Origin of the sequence: Exiguobacterium sp. 8H, from assembly GCF_902506255.1 — a bacterium.
In the GTDB taxonomy this organism is placed as follows: Bacteria; Bacillota; Bacilli; order Exiguobacteriales; family Exiguobacteriaceae; genus Exiguobacterium; species Exiguobacterium profundum.
Genome location: NZ_LR733429.1, coordinates 1132551 through 1148347, shown reverse-complemented (window position 1 = coordinate 1148347; position 15797 = coordinate 1132551). Strand labels below are relative to the sequence as shown.

At 47.4% G+C, this 15797-nt stretch carries 16 protein-coding genes; 12 read left to right on the top strand and 4 right to left on the bottom strand.

Features of this window, described 5'->3' with window-relative positions; translation table 11 throughout:
- Window positions 1–9: 9 nt before the first annotated feature.
- The 3 genes from GVY43_RS05870 to GVY43_RS05860 all read left to right on the top strand — a co-directional run bounded on the left by GVY43_RS05870 (window position 10) and on the right by GVY43_RS05860 (window position 3245).
- Window positions 10–903, top strand: a complete 894-nt coding sequence (locus tag GVY43_RS05870; RefSeq protein ID WP_074036496.1) for a class I SAM-dependent methyltransferase — start codon at window positions 10–12, stop codon at window positions 901–903.
- A gap of 119 nt (window positions 904–1022) precedes the next feature.
- The gene (locus tag GVY43_RS05865; protein ID WP_012726734.1) at window positions 1023–2234 is read left to right on the top strand and encodes an acetate kinase; all 1212 of its coding nucleotides are present in this window, start codon (window positions 1023–1025) and stop codon (window positions 2232–2234) included.
- A 408-nt stretch (window positions 2235–2642) separates the two neighbouring features.
- The gene (locus GVY43_RS05860) at window positions 2643–3245 is read left to right on the top strand and encodes a 3D domain-containing protein (RefSeq protein ID WP_159562538.1); all 603 of its coding nucleotides are present in this window, start codon (window positions 2643–2645) and stop codon (window positions 3243–3245) included.
- 54 nt (window positions 3246–3299) lie between these two features.
- Here the strand turns inward: GVY43_RS05860 and GVY43_RS05855 are convergent, their stop codons facing one another.
- Window positions 3300–3737 carry a universal stress protein gene (locus GVY43_RS05855; protein ID WP_012726732.1) on the bottom strand — a complete coding sequence of 146 codons (438 nt, stop codon included), beginning with the start codon at window positions 3735–3737 and terminating at the stop codon, window positions 3300–3302.
- A gap of 183 nt (window positions 3738–3920) precedes the next feature.
- On the opposite strand from GVY43_RS05855, the gene GVY43_RS05850 reads away from it, so the two are divergent.
- The 3 genes from GVY43_RS05850 to GVY43_RS05840 all read left to right on the top strand — a co-directional run.
- Complete coding sequence (locus GVY43_RS05850; protein WP_159562537.1) at window positions 3921–4646, top strand: SDR family oxidoreductase; 726 nt, start codon at window positions 3921–3923, stop codon at window positions 4644–4646.
- Between the two features lie 10 nt (window positions 4647–4656).
- On the top strand, window positions 4657–5379 hold the full coding sequence (locus GVY43_RS05845; protein WP_159562536.1) for a metallophosphoesterase: 723 nt from the start codon (window positions 4657–4659) through the stop codon (window positions 5377–5379).
- Between the two features lie 156 nt (window positions 5380–5535).
- The coding region (locus tag GVY43_RS05840; RefSeq protein WP_159563650.1) for an IS3 family transposase at window positions 5536–5723 on the top strand (188 nt) is incomplete at its 5' end.
- 58 nt (window positions 5724–5781) lie between these two features.
- Here GVY43_RS05840 and GVY43_RS05835 read toward each other — a convergent pair.
- On the bottom strand, window positions 5782–6879 hold the full coding sequence (locus tag GVY43_RS05835; protein ID WP_159562535.1) for a Xaa-Pro peptidase family protein: 1098 nt from the start codon (window positions 6877–6879) through the stop codon (window positions 5782–5784).
- Between the two features lie 165 nt (window positions 6880–7044).
- On the opposite strand from GVY43_RS05835, the gene GVY43_RS05830 reads away from it, so the two are divergent.
- Window positions 7045–8355, top strand: coding sequence for a DRTGG domain-containing protein (locus GVY43_RS05830; RefSeq protein ID WP_074036504.1), 1311 nt, complete (start codon window positions 7045–7047; stop codon window positions 8353–8355).
- A gap of 41 nt (window positions 8356–8396) precedes the next feature.
- Here GVY43_RS05830 and GVY43_RS05825 read toward each other — a convergent pair whose 3' ends face one another.
- A complete protein-coding gene (locus tag GVY43_RS05825; RefSeq protein ID WP_074033432.1) occupies window positions 8397–8711 on the bottom strand; it encodes a YtpI family protein in 315 nt (104 codons plus the stop codon).
- Between the two features lie 75 nt (window positions 8712–8786).
- Here GVY43_RS05825 and GVY43_RS05820 point away from each other — a divergent pair, with 75 nt between their 5' ends.
- The gene (locus GVY43_RS05820; RefSeq protein ID WP_074036506.1) at window positions 8787–9755 is read left to right on the top strand and encodes a bifunctional oligoribonuclease/PAP phosphatase NrnA; all 969 of its coding nucleotides are present in this window, start codon (window positions 8787–8789) and stop codon (window positions 9753–9755) included.
- A 16-nt stretch (window positions 9756–9771) separates the two neighbouring features.
- On the opposite strand, the gene GVY43_RS05815 is transcribed toward GVY43_RS05820, so the two are convergent.
- The gene (locus tag GVY43_RS05815; RefSeq protein ID WP_074036509.1) at window positions 9772–9963 is read right to left on the bottom strand and encodes a hypothetical protein; all 192 of its coding nucleotides are present in this window, start codon (window positions 9961–9963) and stop codon (window positions 9772–9774) included.
- A 103-nt stretch (window positions 9964–10066) separates the two neighbouring features.
- Between GVY43_RS05815 and dnaE the strand changes: the two genes are divergently transcribed.
- The 4 genes from dnaE (at window position 10067) to GVY43_RS05795 (ending at window position 15663) form a co-directional block, all read left to right on the top strand.
- Complete coding sequence (gene dnaE / locus GVY43_RS05810; RefSeq protein ID WP_159562534.1) at window positions 10067–13234, top strand: DNA polymerase III subunit alpha; 3168 nt, start codon at window positions 10067–10069, stop codon at window positions 13232–13234.
- A gap of 77 nt (window positions 13235–13311) precedes the next feature.
- Window positions 13312–13866, top strand: coding sequence for a FadR/GntR family transcriptional regulator (locus tag GVY43_RS05805; RefSeq protein WP_159562533.1), 555 nt, complete (start codon window positions 13312–13314; stop codon window positions 13864–13866).
- Window positions 13867–13880: 14 nt separating this feature from the next.
- A complete protein-coding gene (gene accD / locus GVY43_RS05800) occupies window positions 13881–14735 on the top strand; it encodes an acetyl-CoA carboxylase, carboxyltransferase subunit beta (RefSeq protein WP_159563649.1) in 855 nt (284 codons plus the stop codon).
- Complete coding sequence (locus GVY43_RS05795; RefSeq protein WP_074036513.1) at window positions 14728–15663, top strand: acetyl-CoA carboxylase carboxyltransferase subunit alpha; 936 nt, start codon at window positions 14728–14730, stop codon at window positions 15661–15663. The genes accD and GVY43_RS05795 overlap by 8 nt, the downstream gene beginning before the upstream one ends.
- Window positions 15664–15797: the final 134 nt, after the last annotated feature.

Sequence of the window (15797 nt, the reverse complement as noted above, 5' to 3'; positions counted from 1 at the left end):
TGAACGAAAATGGAACGTTTTGAACAACTCTATCGTGATTGGAAGAAGGAAGCGAAGAAACTGGTCAACGACCTGGATGTATTACCGATCGAGGCACTCGTCCAAGTATTTGACCATGTTGACATTGAAAAAGAGAAGATGGACGATGTCCGTAAAGCAGTGAGTTTACTCGTCTTGGAAGAAACGACACAACTCCCCCCGAACAATCAACCGACACCGGATGCGGTCAGCCTATTTATGGGTTATCTAGCTTCGAAGCTACTTAAGGAAAACGCGACGATTCTAGATTTAGGTAGTGGGACAGGTACGTTGACGCACGCCGTTCTCTCTCAGTTAAAAGATGCGACAGCGCAAGCGGTCGAAGTGGATGAACTGTTGCTTCGTCTTTCCTATTCCATTAGTAACTTGTTAGGAGAACCAGTATCCTACTTCCATCAAGACGCCCTTGCTCCTCTGTTTGTTGAACCGAGCGACCTTTCCGTTGCTGACTTGCCAATCGGATATTATCCAAATGATGAAGTGGCAGCCGGATACGACATGAAACGAGAACAAGGACATGCCTATTCGCATTTCCTCTTGATGGAACAGGCGATTCGCCATACGAAACCAGGTGGGCATGGATTATTTGTCATCCCGAACAATTTGTTTGAACAGGATGACGAAGGGAAATTAAAACAATGGATGGACCGTGAGGCTGTTGTGAAAGGGGTCATTCAACTTCCGACGACGATGTTTAAAGACGAACGTTACGCGAAAAGCTTATTGCTCCTTCAAAAAGTAGGAGAAGGCGTCACACGGCCAAAACAAGCGCTATTTGTGGAACTTCCGTCATTCACTGATGTCAGAGCGGTAGCCAATGTTGTGAAACAGATTGATGATTGGTTCAAAACAACTCAAAAATAATGGACAAAATACTTGAAAAAGGTATGCAAAATCAAGTATCTTCATTATGATACAGTTATCAGTTTTAAATTGAACAGATAAAGATATGCGTTTAAAACGAAAGGTAAGAGGTGTATGACATGACGAAAATTATGGCAGTCAATGCGGGTAGTTCATCGCTCAAGTTCCAGTTACTCGAGATGCCAACGGAAGAGTTGCTCGCAGTCGGACTTGTAGAGCGTGTAGGGAAAGAAGATGCGATTTTTACAATCAAGTACGGTGAAGGACAGAAGTTCAACGTGGTCACACCACTTCACACGCACAAAGAAGCGGTTGAATTGACGTTGGAGAAGTTGATCGAATTGGATATCATCCAATCATTCGATGAGATTTCTGGTGTAGGTCACCGTGTGTTACACGGAAAAGAGTTGTATGCGGATTCGGTCGTCATTGACGATGAAGTCATGAAGAACATCGAATCGTTCACAGAGCTCGGACCACTTCACATCCCACCAAACTTGACAGGTATTCGTGCATTCCAGGCAATTTTGCCGAATGTCCCACAAGTAGCGGTATTCGATACAGCGTTCCACCAGTCAATGCCTGAAGAGAATTTCTTGTACAGTCTTCCTTATGAATACTATACAGAACATGGTGTACGTAAATACGGCTTCCACGGAACGAGCCACAAGTATGTCACACAGCGTGCGGCAGAACTTCTCGGTCGTCCGCTAGAAGACTTGCGTTTGATTTCATGTCACCTCGGTAGCGGTGCATCGATCGCTGCAGTAGCAGGTGGTCGCTCAATCGATACAACGATGGGCTTCACACCACTCGAAGGAATCACGATGGGAACGCGCTCAGGTTCTTTGGACCCTGCCCTCATCCCGTTCTTGATGCAAAAAACAGGGAAGTCTGCTGAAGATGTATTGAACGTCATGAACAAAGAGTCTGGCGTGTACGGTCTTTCTGGTATCTCAAGTGACTTGCGTGACATCGAGCAAGCGGCTGCAGAAGGCAACCATCGTGCAGAAGTTTCATTGAAAATCTTCTCGAACCGTATTCACGGTTACATCGGTCAATATGCGGCTGAAATGAATGGTGTCGACGCCATCATCTTCACAGCAGGTGTCGGTGAGAACTCGGACGTCATCCGTGAACGCATCCTTCGCGGTCTTGAATTCATGGGTGTCTACTGGGATCCTTCACTTAACAACGGTGCTCGCGGAAAAGAGTTGTTCATCAACTATCCGCACTCACCAGTTAAAGTCATCATCATCCCGACGAACGAAGAATTGGTCATCGCGCGCGACACGGTACGCATTGCAAACCTTGTCGAAGCACACGCATAATATGAAACGAACCCACGTTACTTCCTGTAACGTGGGTTTTTTTATGAGTCTTTTTTACTAATGTGAAGAATCGGAAGTAGGACAAATGTTTTCTCCTTTGTAACATTAGGCGCTATATTTGCATCGTTTTGCAATGTTTATGACATGAATAAACCATATATTGGATGTAAATTTATAAAAATATCTCGTATTCGATTTAAATGTCCAATCTAACATGATAAACCGTTAATTTTGACATCGATTTGTAATGTTCGTGTCACTCAAATGAACAGGAAGTGTAACGGCACTGACTGATGTTTCGTCATATAGTTATCTGGACGAAATATTCAATTGGAGTGACAAGTCACTCGTTCGATAGATGATGATATGAAATGAAACCAAATTGACGAAGAGAGGACGAATAAACGTATGTTGAAAAAAATCATGACGCTCTTACTTCTCGCCATCGCCGTATTTGCATTTGCTCTACCAACTTCACCAGTAGAAGCAGCTACGAAAAAAGTATATGTTGCAACAAAGTCAGGTTCGAAGATGGTCTATGCAGAAGGGAAATCAAATGCACGAGTGATTGGGAAGATGACGGCGAGTGATCGTCTTCAACGTACAGGTTCTCGAGGTGCTTGGATTCGCGTGAACTATAAAGGGAAGGCCGGATGGGTTCCTACAAAGAACTTACGTACTGTAAGTGCTCCTAAACCAATCAAACCAGCAAGCGTGAAGACGTATACGATGAAAGCGTCGGCATATACACCGTACTGCAAGGGATGTTCAGGTAAGACAGCACTTGGATGGAACGTTCGTACCCAAAAGCGAAATGTAGTCGCGGTAGACCCGCGCGTCATTCCACTCGGAACGAAAGTACAAGTATTCGTAGGGGGCAAGTCGATGGGTACCTACACGGCAGCTGACACTGGTGGCGCCATCAAAGGAAATAAAATTGACATCTTAATGTATTCGCAAAATGCAGCGATTCAATTTGGTCGTAAAACGGTTACAGTCAAGGTGTTATAATGCATAGGAAAAGGGTCTTGCGATTGCGCAAGACCCTTTTTGATGGATGGGTGATTATTGACGAACGATAAGGACGTCACATTTCGCATAACGGACGATGCTTTCAGAAACGCTTCCGATAAAGAACCGTTCAACGGCGTTTAAACCTGTCGCACCACAAATAATAAGATCAATATCATGGTTAGGTGCAATCTTTTTCGCAATCGTCACTTTCGGGGAACCGTATTCAATCACCGTTTCGACTTCTTTTACGCCACGCTCTTTCGCGCGATTGACATAGTCTTCAAGCAACTCTTTCGCATATGTCTCGGCACGCTCTGTGATTGTGCGGTCGTAAGCTTCTACAGTCGCAAACGTACGCGTATCAATCACATGACCAACGTACAGTTTTCCTTCGTTACGAATCGCGACATCGATTGCTGTTTCAAATGCACGTTCTGCCTCTTTAGAGCCGTCAACGGCAGATAAAATGTGTTTGTATACAATTGCCATGTAAATCCCAACCTTTCGCTCGAAATATACGTTCGGCTTACATATATAGTATACCACTTCTTTCAGTTTTCACGCTTTTTCGCCATGAAAATGCGTGAATTTTTTCATGACGATGTTCACGACATGTCCAAGTTTGGAATTCGTGTGAAAGAACGGGTAAAATAAGGCGGAGGAGGTAGGGCGATGAAACATGTAATGATTACATCTGGTGCCAAAGGGATCGGACGCGTAGTGACGGAGCGTCTGTTACAAGATGGGTGGCACGTCAGCATTTTGCAACGGAATCCGATTGACTGGGAACATGAACGGATACATATGATCGAGGCCGGATTGACGGACCGCGAACAACTGCTCTCAGCCTATGAGGAAGCGGTCGAACGTTTTGGTGAACCGAACGCCTTGATTTTAAATGCAGGTCCATATATCTTTGAGCGGAAACCGCTCGTCGAATTGACAGACGAAGAGTGGGACGAAGTACTCACGGGCAACCTGTCCGCCTCATTTTGGTTGATGCGTCGTGCGATTCCTTCCATGCGCTCAAATCGATTTGGACGCATCATCTCGTATGGGTTTCCGGAAAGTGGGACGGCCCCTGGCTGGATCCATCGTTCTGCGTTTGCCGCTGCAAAGACGGGACTCGTCAGTTTGACAAAATCGGTCGCGCTAGAAGAGGCCCCGTTCGGGATTACGGCGAACATGGTCAATCCGGGCAATATCGTCGGCTCTCAAAAGGAGATGCGCATTGATGAAGCGGAAGTGGATGAAGGAACTCCGGTCGGTCGACACGGGACAGGAGAAGATATCGCGCGTTTGATTTCGTTCTTATTACAAGAAGACTCGGACATGATCACAGGTGCCATCATCGATGTGACAGGCGGCGTCAACGTCGTCCATCAATACCGAAAGTGAGGGGAACGCGATGAAGATTGGAGTGGTCACGGACGTTCATGGAAATCTCGAGGCGTTGGAGGCTGCACTTCAAGTCATGGATGCGGAGCGGGTCGACGTCATCTGGTCGCTCGGTGACATGATTGCAATGGGACCGGACTCTAATGCGGTCATGGAGCGTTTGTTAGACCGGGGAACGCATATGATTTCTGGGAATCATGATGAAGCGGTCCTTTCCCTTTTGGCTGGACACGGTCATCCAGAAAGTTATGCTCATACGCGCCCCCACCATGAGTGGGTTGCGCGTCATCTAGAGACTCGATATGCGGATGTCCTCGAATCCCTTCCACGAACAATGTCCGTCAAAATGGTTGGCGAAACGCTGTTCGGCATTCATTATCATATCCCGACCGAACGACGCCACGCCACGATTGTCGAAGAACCGTTTCACGAGATTCTCGAACCGACACTGGAAAATATGCAGCGACTGTATGGAGCATATACAGGAGAAATCGTGTTATTCGGACATCACCATCCTGTCCATCTGTTTGAAGATGACACCAAGCGCTACGTCAATCCTGGTGCGCTCGGAGTGGCGAAAGATGACCTGGCTCGCTTTGCCATATTATCTGAAGGAGAAACCGGGATTGCTCTTGAACTGAGGGCGGTCCCATATGACAAACGTGCCTTTTTAGAGAAGATGGAACGTTATGACGTACCGCAACGGGATGTCATGCTGCGCTTGTTTTATTAAGATATGTAAAAAAGTGCGATCCTTGAGATGAACTGCACCCCAATTGTTAGACACATCTAACAATTGGAGGTGCAGTTTTTTAATGACTAAATTTACAACTGATCAAAAGTTAAGCGCCGTCATGGCCTATCGGGAAGGGAAAGATAGTATGAATGNACGCAGTGATGGAGAATTTCTTCGGAATCATGAAATCCGAATTCCTTTATCTTAAACGTTTTAAGAGTATCGACCACTTTAAAATCGAGCTCGGTAACTACATAGACTATTACAACACACGACGAATCAAGGCAAAATTAAAACTGAGTCCGGTGCAATACCGGACCCAGTTCGTTCACGTAGCCTAGATGAAATAACCGTGTCTAACTTTTAGGGGTCACTTCAGAGAATGGATCGCACTTTTTGTCATTCAATCTCTTGAAGTGTTTTCGGATAACTCGTCAATGTGATGGGACCACTTTCTGTCATGACGAGATCGTCTTCAATACGGACTCCGCCGACTCCCGGTAGATAGATACCCGGTTCGACTGTGAACGTCATCCCGACTTGGGCGGTCATGTCATTGTTCGCTGCCATCGAGGGGTGTTCGTGTACTTCGATTCCAATTCCGTGACCGATTCGATGAGTGAAGTATTCACCATATCCTGCAGACGTGATGACTTGTCGTGCCGCGATATCGATTGCGCCGAGTGTCGTACCGACGTTCGCTATCTCGATTGCGGCTTCCTCAGCCTGAAGAACCGTTTCGTAAATCTCACGTTGTTTGCGACTCGCCTCACCGAAGACAACCGTCCGTGTGATGTCTGAACAGTATCCCTGCCAGACGACACCGAGGTCGAACAAGGCAAAATCTCCTTTTTTCAAGCGGTTGTTGCCTGGGACACCGTGAGGGTCGGCACTATTCTCACCGAACAAGACGAGCGTGTCGAACGACATTTCACGGACGCCTTGCTGTTTCATGGCGTATTCAATATCCGCGATGACCTCGAGTTCTGTCACGCCTTCACGGAGGGAGCGGATCCCGGCTTCGATGGCCATATCTGCCAACTCGGCGGCCCGCTTCATGATCCGGACTTCATCCGGTGATTTGATCATACGTAACGTTTGGAGCTCGTCTGTCAAATCGATAATTGACAGACCGGCAAAACCGGCGCGAAGCTGCTCGACTCGGTTGAATGTCAAATGCTCCCCTTCGATTCCGATTCGTTCAGGAACGATTTGGTTATCGAGGAATAACTTGACGATTTTGTCCCATGGGTTTTCATGGTCCATATACGTCACGATTTCACCTGACCAGTCACTCGCTTCGACAATCCCTTTTTCAAGTGCTGGGCAGATGATGGCAGTTGTGCCGTTCTTCAAAACTAAAATGGCGATCAATCGCTCGTGCGCTTCCGCGTATACTCCCGAGAAATAAAACGCGGATGCTTTCGACGTGATGAATGCTGCATCTAACCCTTTTGTCGCTAGAGATTGTGCAATTTGATTGGTGCGTTGATTCAAGTTGAATCCCTTCCCTTCTACCTCTTACGTTGACTACTCGTCTATTATAGCTGTTTCGAAAACAGAAAGGAAATGTTGCAATTTGATTGGTACAGTTTGAACTAGTTCGACTGATACAGTATACTGAATAGAGTAGAAAATGTATTGAGAGAAGGGACTCCGCGTATGACCACAAAACATGAACAGATCATAGCACATATCGAGTCACTCGATGTAGGGTCAAAAATTTCGGTCCGCCAAATCGCCAAAGAGTTGGCTGTATCAGAAGGTACGGCTTATCGGGCCATCAAAGAAGCTGAGAACCTAGGTTTCGTATCAACCATTGAACGGGTGGGGACGATTCGGATCAAGCGAAAACATAAAGAAAATATTGAAAAGCTGACATTCGCCGAAGTCGTCAATATCGTCGATGGTCAGGTGTTGGGCGGACGTAACGGTCTCCACAAGACGCTATCGAAATTTGTAATCGGTGCCATGAAGCTCGAGGCGATGATGCGATATATCGATGTCGACTCACTCGTCATCATCGGAAACCGCGAGAAAGCGCATGAACTCGTCTTACAATCAGGTGGGGCTGTGTTGATCACAGGGGGATTCGACACAACGGATGAAGTGAAACGAATGGCAGATAAGTATGATATGCCTGTCATTTCTACATCCTATGACAGTTTTACCGTCGCGACGATGATCAACCGAGCCATCTATGACCGTCTAATCAAAAAAGAGATTTTACTCGTCTCAGATATCGTCATCCCGCTCCACGATACGTTCTATCTGAAGTCAGATGACACAGTGAAACGTTGGCACGAGCTGAATGAACGGACGAAACATAATCGGTATCCCGTCATCGATGAACAGATGAAAGTGGTCGGCGTGATCACGGCAAAGGATGTCATTGATAAATCACACGACTATGATATTGAGAAGGTCATGACGAAAAGTCCGATTACAGTAGGCGTACAAACGAGTGTCACCAATGCCGCGCACCAGATGGTGTGGGAAGGGATCGAGATGTTACCTGTCGTTGATAACTACGGACGTCTGCTTGGGATTATTAGCCGCCAAGATGTGCTGAAGGCGTTGCAACTGGCGAATCGACAACCGCAAGTCGGTGAGACGTTCGATAACATGATCACGAACCAGCTGAAAGAAGATCCTGCATCGAACGGGACGGCCTTCACGGTTGAAGTGGCCCCACAGATGACGAGTCATATGGGGACCGCCTCATCTGGCGTGTTGACGACCTTGTTGGTCGAGGGGGCGACGCGAAGTTTGCGTCATATGAAGAAAGGCGATCTCGTGGTTGAGAATATCACCGTCTATTTCATGAAGCCGATTCAAATTGAAAGTCAGATTCGAGTGTCGGCCCATGTCTTCGACCTCGGTCGGAAGTTCGGGAAAGTGGATGTGGAGATGACGCAAGGGACACAACTTGTCGCCAAAGCGCTCGTCACGGCACAACTCATCGATCGGTAATAAAAAGAGCACCTGCTACAGCGCGTAGCAGGTGCTCTTTTTCATGATGGCGTATTCGTCGGTTCTTCTGCGGCGAGAGGGTAAATTTTGCGGTAACGGATAAATCCGACAACAGCATTCCCTAAACCGACGACTAACATGACGATGCTGACAATCCAACCGACAGATGAATTCAGACCGAATCCCCCGACCATTTGGTTCGCAGCGAACAATGCGAGGAATAAACTTAACCAGATCAACGCTTGCGTGTTGAACAACGCTTTTCGGTTTGGCGTCTTTGTCAAAAAAGCGCGGCGCTTGAAGACAAGGTACGCACCGAGCGCGAACAAAATGAGTCCAATCATGACAAGTTGCAAGTGAAGGAACCCCTTTCTATCTCGTAATCTGTTATCATCATACCATAATAGTGTGTAGGAAAGTGAGGAATCATCATGACGCAATGGCAGGAAGCGGATACAATCAAATCAGAAATTGAGGCGGCTGACACCATTTTCATTCACCGCCACGTACGACCAGACCCTGATGCGTTGGGGAGCCAGCTTGGTTTACAGCGCATTCTAAAATCGGTTCATCCGGAGAAGCAAATCTATGTGGTCGGTGGCATGGTTCCAGACCTCGAGTTTTTAGGAAAGATGGAACATGTCGAAGAAGAAATGTATCAAGACGCGCTCGTCCTTATATTAGATACGGCGAATCAAGAGCGAATCGATGGACCATTTGCGCTAAAAGGGAAGACAATCATTAAAATCGATCATCATCCCGATGAAGATCCATATGCGATGACACAGATTGTCGATACCTCGGTCAGTTCGACGTCTGAGATGATTGTGGAACTCGCGGACATTTGGAGATATCCAATCGACCAAGAGGCGGCATTTTTACTCTATGCCGGCATCGTAGGCGACACAGGACGATTCCAGTTTCGAAATGCTACGGCCCGAACGTTTGAGATTGCTTCGGCGCTGATCGCGAAAGACATCGATACGAATAAATTGTACCGACACATGTATAAGACCAACTTAGCGACTCTTCAGTTACAAGGGTACGTGTTACAGCACGTCAATGTCACAGAAGAAGGCGTCGGCTATGTGAAGATTGACAAGGACGTGCTCCGGACGTTCCATGCATCCCCGGAAGCGGCATCGCAACTCGTCAATAGCTTCTCTGGCCTCGAAGGATTGAAATGTTGGGTCATGTTCGTGGAAAACAAAGAAGAGATTCGTGTGCGCATCCGGTCGAAAGGTCCTGTCATCAATGAAGTGGCCAAGCGATACCGTGGGGGAGGTCATCCGATGGCGGCTGGTGCCACGATTGACACATGGGATGAGATGGATGACGTGATTGCGGCTTTGAATGAAGTGGCGGGGGAATTCACGTTTGAAGAAAATGAAGAGAGCTGACCGAGGTCAGCTCTCTTCATTTGTCTCCATTTTCCTTTGGGATGAACCATGTACCTCGTTCGGTCACGTCCTCGACGACGTCGAGCTGATACTCAGTAATGTACTTACGGAGCCGGTCGATGATTTCTGGGCTGTCGGCAAACACTGTTTGACCATGCTGTAATTTTTCTAACTTATCGCGTGCAATCTGTCCCCGATTGATAATCATACGCTTTTACCCCCTTTTGTCGTGAGTTTTGTCTATAATTATTGTATCAGAGAAGTGATGAATTGAGTTTGACAATTCCATTAATATAGAAAGGAGGCCAACGATGATTCATCTGAATGTCAGAACTGCTTATAGTTTACTACAAAGTACAATCCGGTTAGAGCAATATGTCTTGCAGATGACCGAACGGGGAAGTCGTTCCGTGGCGATCGCAGACGATGCGTTCTATGGGGTTCCGACATTTTTGTCATATTGCCAACGATATGAGGTGAAACCGCTCATCGGACTGAGAACGGTCCTCCGATTGGATGGGTTAGACGTATCCGTGATTGTGTATTCATCTAACGAAACGGAGCTTAAGGAACAATATCGTATCATCCAGGCGGGAGGAATTGAAGGACGGACAACGATGCCGCTGATCGTACTACCTGAAAATTGGAAAGCGAGTGATCCGGTTCACCGGCGTCGCCTTTATCATCAACTCTTGTCGTTTGTCGATGAAGAGAAGCTGTGGCTCGGACTCCCGGCACCTCAGACTACGGAACAGGTACAAGTGTTGAAACAACTTCGTCTCATGCGCGAAGAGCTTGCTGTCCAATTGATTCCGGCCCCTGAAACGAGATACATGAGACCGGAAGATGTGGAAGGATTCCGAGCCATTTCTGCCATTCGCGAAGGGGACGTGATGTCGAATGAAGACGTGCGACAAAAAGGATTGCACGTTCGACTACCGAGTGAAATGAATGACTGGTTCACAACAGAAGAATTATCGGAACTGGATCGATTCGAGGCATTGATTCGACTGGATCATCTACCACGTGCGGAAGGGGCGATTCCAGAAATTCCGGATGCCGATCAAAAGCTGAAACGACTTGTCGGTGAGCGGTTGAAGGCGATGGAACTCGTGAAAGAACCTTACATCGAGCGGGCAAAGTTTGAGCTTGAAGTCATCGCCAATACCGGATTTTCTTCCTATTTCTTGATCGTGGAAGACATCGTTCGGTTTGCTCGAGAATCTGGGATTGAAGTAGGTCCGGGGCGTGGATCGGCAGCAGGTTCACTCGTCAGTTTTGCCCTCCATATCACGGAAGTCGATCCGGTTCATTACGGGTTGTTGTTCGAACGATTCTTAAATCCAGAGCGTGTGTCGATGCCAGACATAGATCTCGATTTTGAAGATGAACGTCGTGAGGAAGTGGTTTCTTACGTACTATCAAGATACGGTCATACGCATGCCGCACAGATCGGGACACTTGCCACGTTCGGTGCGAAAGCGGCAATTCGAGACGTTGCGAGAGCGCTCGGGATGACCCTTGAGGAAGGGCAGGCTGCGAGCAAGCAAGTGAAAGCCGGAGGACTTGATGAACTGATGTCGAGCCAGAAGCAGATGAAGTGGTTTGCCGGTAGCCAAAAGCGTCAGCAGTTATTACGGATTGCCAAACAGCTAGAAGGTTTGCCGCGTCAATCCTCCGTTCACGCGGCAGGAGTGGTGCTCAGTCGTCAACCGATTGAAGAAGTGACTCCGCTCCAACCCGAACTTGAAGAACACGTGACCCAATATAATATGAAGGATTTGGAAGAGGTCGGGCTTCTGAAAATTGACTTGCTCGGATTACGAAACTTGAGTCGCTTGCGAAAGATGGAGGATTTGATTCGAGAAAGTGATGCGCTGTTCTCTCTGAAAACAATTCCGTTAAACGATGCTCGGACGTATCGATTGCTTGCGAGAGGTGAGACGGACGGAATCTTCCAATTTGAATCGACCGGGATGAAGCAAGCGCTTCGACAAGTGAAACCGACTGAGTTTGAAGATATCGTTGTCACGATGTCACTCTATCGACCGGGACCGATGCAATTCATCGAAACGTATGCGAAGCGAAAACACGGTATGCCTTACCAACCAGTCCACCCAGACGTAGAAGACGTCATGAGACCGACATACGGTGTACTCGTCTATCAAGAACAGGTGATGAAACTTCTCCGTAAACTCGGAGGCTATTCCTATGCGGAAGCGGATTTGGTCAGACGTGCTATTGCCAAAAAGGATACCGGAACGATTGCTCGGGAACGAGAACGATTTTTGCAACAAGCAAAAGCGGGAGACCAGGACGTCTTGGCGCAAATCTTTTCATGGATTGAAAAGTTTGCCGGGTACGGATTTAACCGCTCTCACGCTGTCGCCTACAGTTTGATCAGTTACCGATTGGCTTACGTCAAAGCACATTTCCCTCGTGTCTTTCATGTGGTGACATCAGAAAAAACAACGGAACTTGTCAGACTGTTACGGAAAGATCAAATTCCGGTGTATCCACCGGACGTCTTACATGGTCACGCTGACGCGACACTTGAGGGACCGGGCGTCCGGCTCGGGTTGAAGGCGGTTCAGGGTTTGACCAAACGTGATGTGGACCGACTGATTGAACTGAACGGGCAGTTGAAAGATGTCAGAACGCTTCAAGAAGCCATGGAGTGGAAAAATAAAGACCAACTGAAATTACGTCGATTACTTGGTGCGGGCGCGCTCGACCGGATGTATCACGGTGACCGGACACATGCCTTTGAAGCAGTCGAACGTTTGCGAGAAGAAGCGGGAACACATTTTTTACCCGATGAGCTGTCTTCACTCGGACTTAAACAGAAAAAAGTGAAAGAACCGAATTGGTCTGAAGAAGAGAGGGAGGCGCTCGGGACATGGGTGGTCCACTCTCCATTGATGGCACTTCCGGATATCGGGATCGAACCGTCTACAATTGAAGAAGTCATGAATGGAACAAACGGTTATCTCGTCGTATATGTAGATGACGTACGTACGTTCATGACAAAAAAACAAGAACGGATGGGTGTTCTCATGGTGGACGATGGCATGACGCAAGACGAGGTCGTCGTGTTTCCTCGCACATTCGCGCAGTTTGGACGGTCCCTCTATGCCGGTAACATCTTGTTACTCGAGGTCCATTCGAATGAACGGGATGGTCGCAAGCAATTGATTGTCGAACGGATTCGACCGTTACACGGGCAAGCCTTATTCATCCGGCTCACACTCGACCGCTTCCCTGAATTGGAAGATTGGATTCAACGAGCACAAGGGGATGTCCCAGTTGTATGCCGATTCACGGATTCGAAGGAAGTGAAACAACTGGCTTCAGCTTTTTCAATCAATCCGAATGAAGAGTATGTGGCGGAAGCGAAAAGACGGTTCGGGGAAGAAAATGTCGTACTGAAACGAATCGATACAAAAATGGTTGGCCCAGAAACTAGTACCAAGTCCTAAAAAGTGATATAATCGCACTAATTGGTCTGACCACTTAAGTTTGATAGGTGATCCAAAAAAGGGAGTTGAACGGTCAGATGCATGAAAAACACGCATCCTCATTTCACGGAAACATTTCAAAGATTAGAAAATTAATTGTCCAATCGTCTTTAGTTCCAGGTGATCGGCTTCCATCCGAACGAGAGCTCGCCGAAACGCTGTCCATTAGTCGCGCTTCGGTTCGCGAAGCGTTACGAGCGTTGAGCTTTTTAGGCATCGTGGAGACGAGACATGGTGGTGGTACCTTTTTGTGTGAACAAGACCGACATCGGTACATTGAGATATTGTCGGAGTTCATTGTGACCAAACAGACGAAAGCGACCGATATTATTGAGATGCTTCGACTATTGGAGCGCATGGCGTTTTCAGAAATTGAACCGACTAAGGAACGACTGGCTCTATTAGAAACGGTGATCGATGATGATCGAACGTTTCGCCAGCAACTCATCTTTCAGTTGAAGAATGAACTGTTCATTCGAATTTGGAGTGAGGTCAATCGCTTTTTTGACGGATTAGACGTTGGGGATTTATATACGCTCAAGGAACGGAAACGATTTGTCGAGACGTGGCGTGGAATGGGGATGCCGGAATGAACGAGGGGGAAGCGATGACTGCTTTTTTCAAGAAACCGAAACGATATATGCCATTGCGTCAACGAGAACCAAAGATTGACGCACCACAGGGATTGATGACGAAATGTCCATCTTGTAAATATATGCATTATACAAAACAGTTGAATGAGAACCACAAAGTATGTGATTGCGGCTATCATTTTCCGCTTCAGGCGCAAGAACGGATTGATATGCTTGTCGACGAAGGGTCTTTCGAACGCTTTGCGGGACCGTCTGTCAAGGCGAATCCACTCGACTTCCCTGACTACGAGGAGAAGTTGACGAAAGATCGTGAGCGGACCGGGATTGAAGAGGCCGTCGTATGTGGAAAGGCGACAATCGACGGACTACCACTCATTGTATGTGTGATGGATGCGAGATTCCGTATGGGGTCGATGGGTGCATACGTCGGAGAAGCGATTGCTTCGGCTGTCCGAAACGCCACATCACTCGGGCTTCCAGTCGTCTTGTTCACAGCATCAGGTGGGGCTCGGATGCAAGAAGGAATGGTCAGTTTGATGCAGATGGCCAATACGTCCATCGCTCTAAAAGAACATGACGAAGCAGGACTGCTTTACATCGCGTATTTGACTCATCCGACGACAGGTGGTGTGTCAGCGAGTTTTGCGATGCTCGGCGACTTGAACGTCGCAGAGCCGGGAGCGCTCATCGGGTTTGCAGGACGACGAATCATCGAACAGACGATTCGGGAAAAACTTCCAGAGAACTTTCAAACTGCTGAGTTTTTACTTGAGTCAGGGCAGCTGGATGCGGTCATTCATCGTGAACAGATGCGTTCGTTCTTGAAGAGGATGATTGAATTACACGATGGGGGTGTCCGTCATGTTTGACCCAATCAAAGAAGTCACTGAACAGCTGAATAAATTACGGGAGACGGCTGAGACGAAAGGGATTGATTTATCCCGAGAGATTCGTCATCTTGAGTTAAAGCTCGACCGATTAGAAAAAGATATTTATGGGAATATGAAACCGTGGGATCGCGTCCAGTTGGCGCGAAACCCGAAGCGACCGACAACGCTCGATTATATCCAGCATTTATTCCCTGACTTCATGGAACTCCATGGGGACCGACATGGGTATGACGATGCGGCAATTGTATCTGGACTTGCGACATTTGAAGGAGTGCCGGTGACGATTATCGGACATCAGCGTGGGCGAAACACGAAAGAGAACATGAAACGAAACTTTGGTATGCCGCACCCGGAGGGCTATCGAAAAGCATTGCGTTTCATGAAACAAGCCGAGAAGTTCAACCGTCCTATTTTGACATTCATTGACACGAAAGGGGCTTATCCGGGGAAAGCCGCAGAAGAGAGAGGTCAAAGTGAAGCGATTGCCCGTAACTTGTTTGAGATGGCGACGCTGAAAGTGCCAATCGTCTCCGTTGTCATTGGAGAAGGTGGTTCAGGTGGTGCGCTTGGGATTGGTGTATGCGACCGTCTATTGATGCTTGAGAATAGTACGTATTCAGTCATCTCGCCGGAAGGTGCAGCGGCACTATTGTGGAAAGACGCGAAACAAGCAGAGCGTGCGGCAGAGACGATGAAGATTACAGCACAAGATTTATTCAACCTAGGGATTGTCGATGAAGTGGTAGGAGAAGTGTATGGGGGGGCACACGTTGATGTGTCACTACAGTCGTCACTCTTGAAACCTGTCTTATTACAGCACATGAACGAGTTGCTTGCGCAATCGACTTCTGAGCTGATTCAAGGACGTGCGACCAAATATCATCAAATTGGCACAATTAATGAGTGAAAACGGTAACAATGGCTTTGAATAAAGCTTTATTCATTCATCAAGTGACTGCTTTGTGAGATACCCTATGCATTTTTTTCACATACTTGTGTTGTAAAACAAAGGTCAGACGTGGTATTTTATTTTCAGATTTC

Coding starts and splice junctions, on each gene's coding strand:
- GVY43_RS05830 (WP_074036504.1), top strand. CDS start 7,045: ATGACCACAAAACATGAACAGATCATAGCACATATCGAGTCACTCGAT.
- GVY43_RS05815 (WP_074036509.1), bottom strand. CDS start 9,963: ATGATTATCAATCGGGGACAGATTGCACGCGATAAGTTAGAAAAATTA.
- GVY43_RS05820 (WP_074036506.1), top strand. CDS start 8,787: ATGACGCAATGGCAGGAAGCGGATACAATCAAATCAGAAATTGAGGCG.
- GVY43_RS05855 (WP_012726732.1), bottom strand. CDS start 3,737: ATGGCAATTGTATACAAACACATTTTATCTGCCGTTGACGGCTCTAAA.
- GVY43_RS05845 (WP_159562536.1), top strand. CDS start 4,657: ATGAAGATTGGAGTGGTCACGGACGTTCATGGAAATCTCGAGGCGTTG.
- GVY43_RS05865 (WP_012726734.1), top strand. CDS start 1,023: ATGACGAAAATTATGGCAGTCAATGCGGGTAGTTCATCGCTCAAGTTC.
- GVY43_RS05795 (WP_074036513.1), top strand. CDS start 14,728: ATGTTTGACCCAATCAAAGAAGTCACTGAACAGCTGAATAAATTACGG.
- accD (WP_159563649.1), top strand. CDS start 13,881: ATGACTGCTTTTTTCAAGAAACCGAAACGATATATGCCATTGCGTCAA.
- GVY43_RS05805 (WP_159562533.1), top strand. CDS start 13,312: ATGCATGAAAAACACGCATCCTCATTTCACGGAAACATTTCAAAGATT.
- GVY43_RS05860 (WP_159562538.1), top strand. CDS start 2,643: ATGTTGAAAAAAATCATGACGCTCTTACTTCTCGCCATCGCCGTATTT.
- dnaE (WP_159562534.1), top strand. CDS start 10,067: ATGATTCATCTGAATGTCAGAACTGCTTATAGTTTACTACAAAGTACA.
- GVY43_RS05870 (WP_074036496.1), top strand. CDS start 10: ATGGAACGTTTTGAACAACTCTATCGTGATTGGAAGAAGGAAGCGAAG.
- GVY43_RS05850 (WP_159562537.1), top strand. CDS start 3,921: ATGAAACATGTAATGATTACATCTGGTGCCAAAGGGATCGGACGCGTA.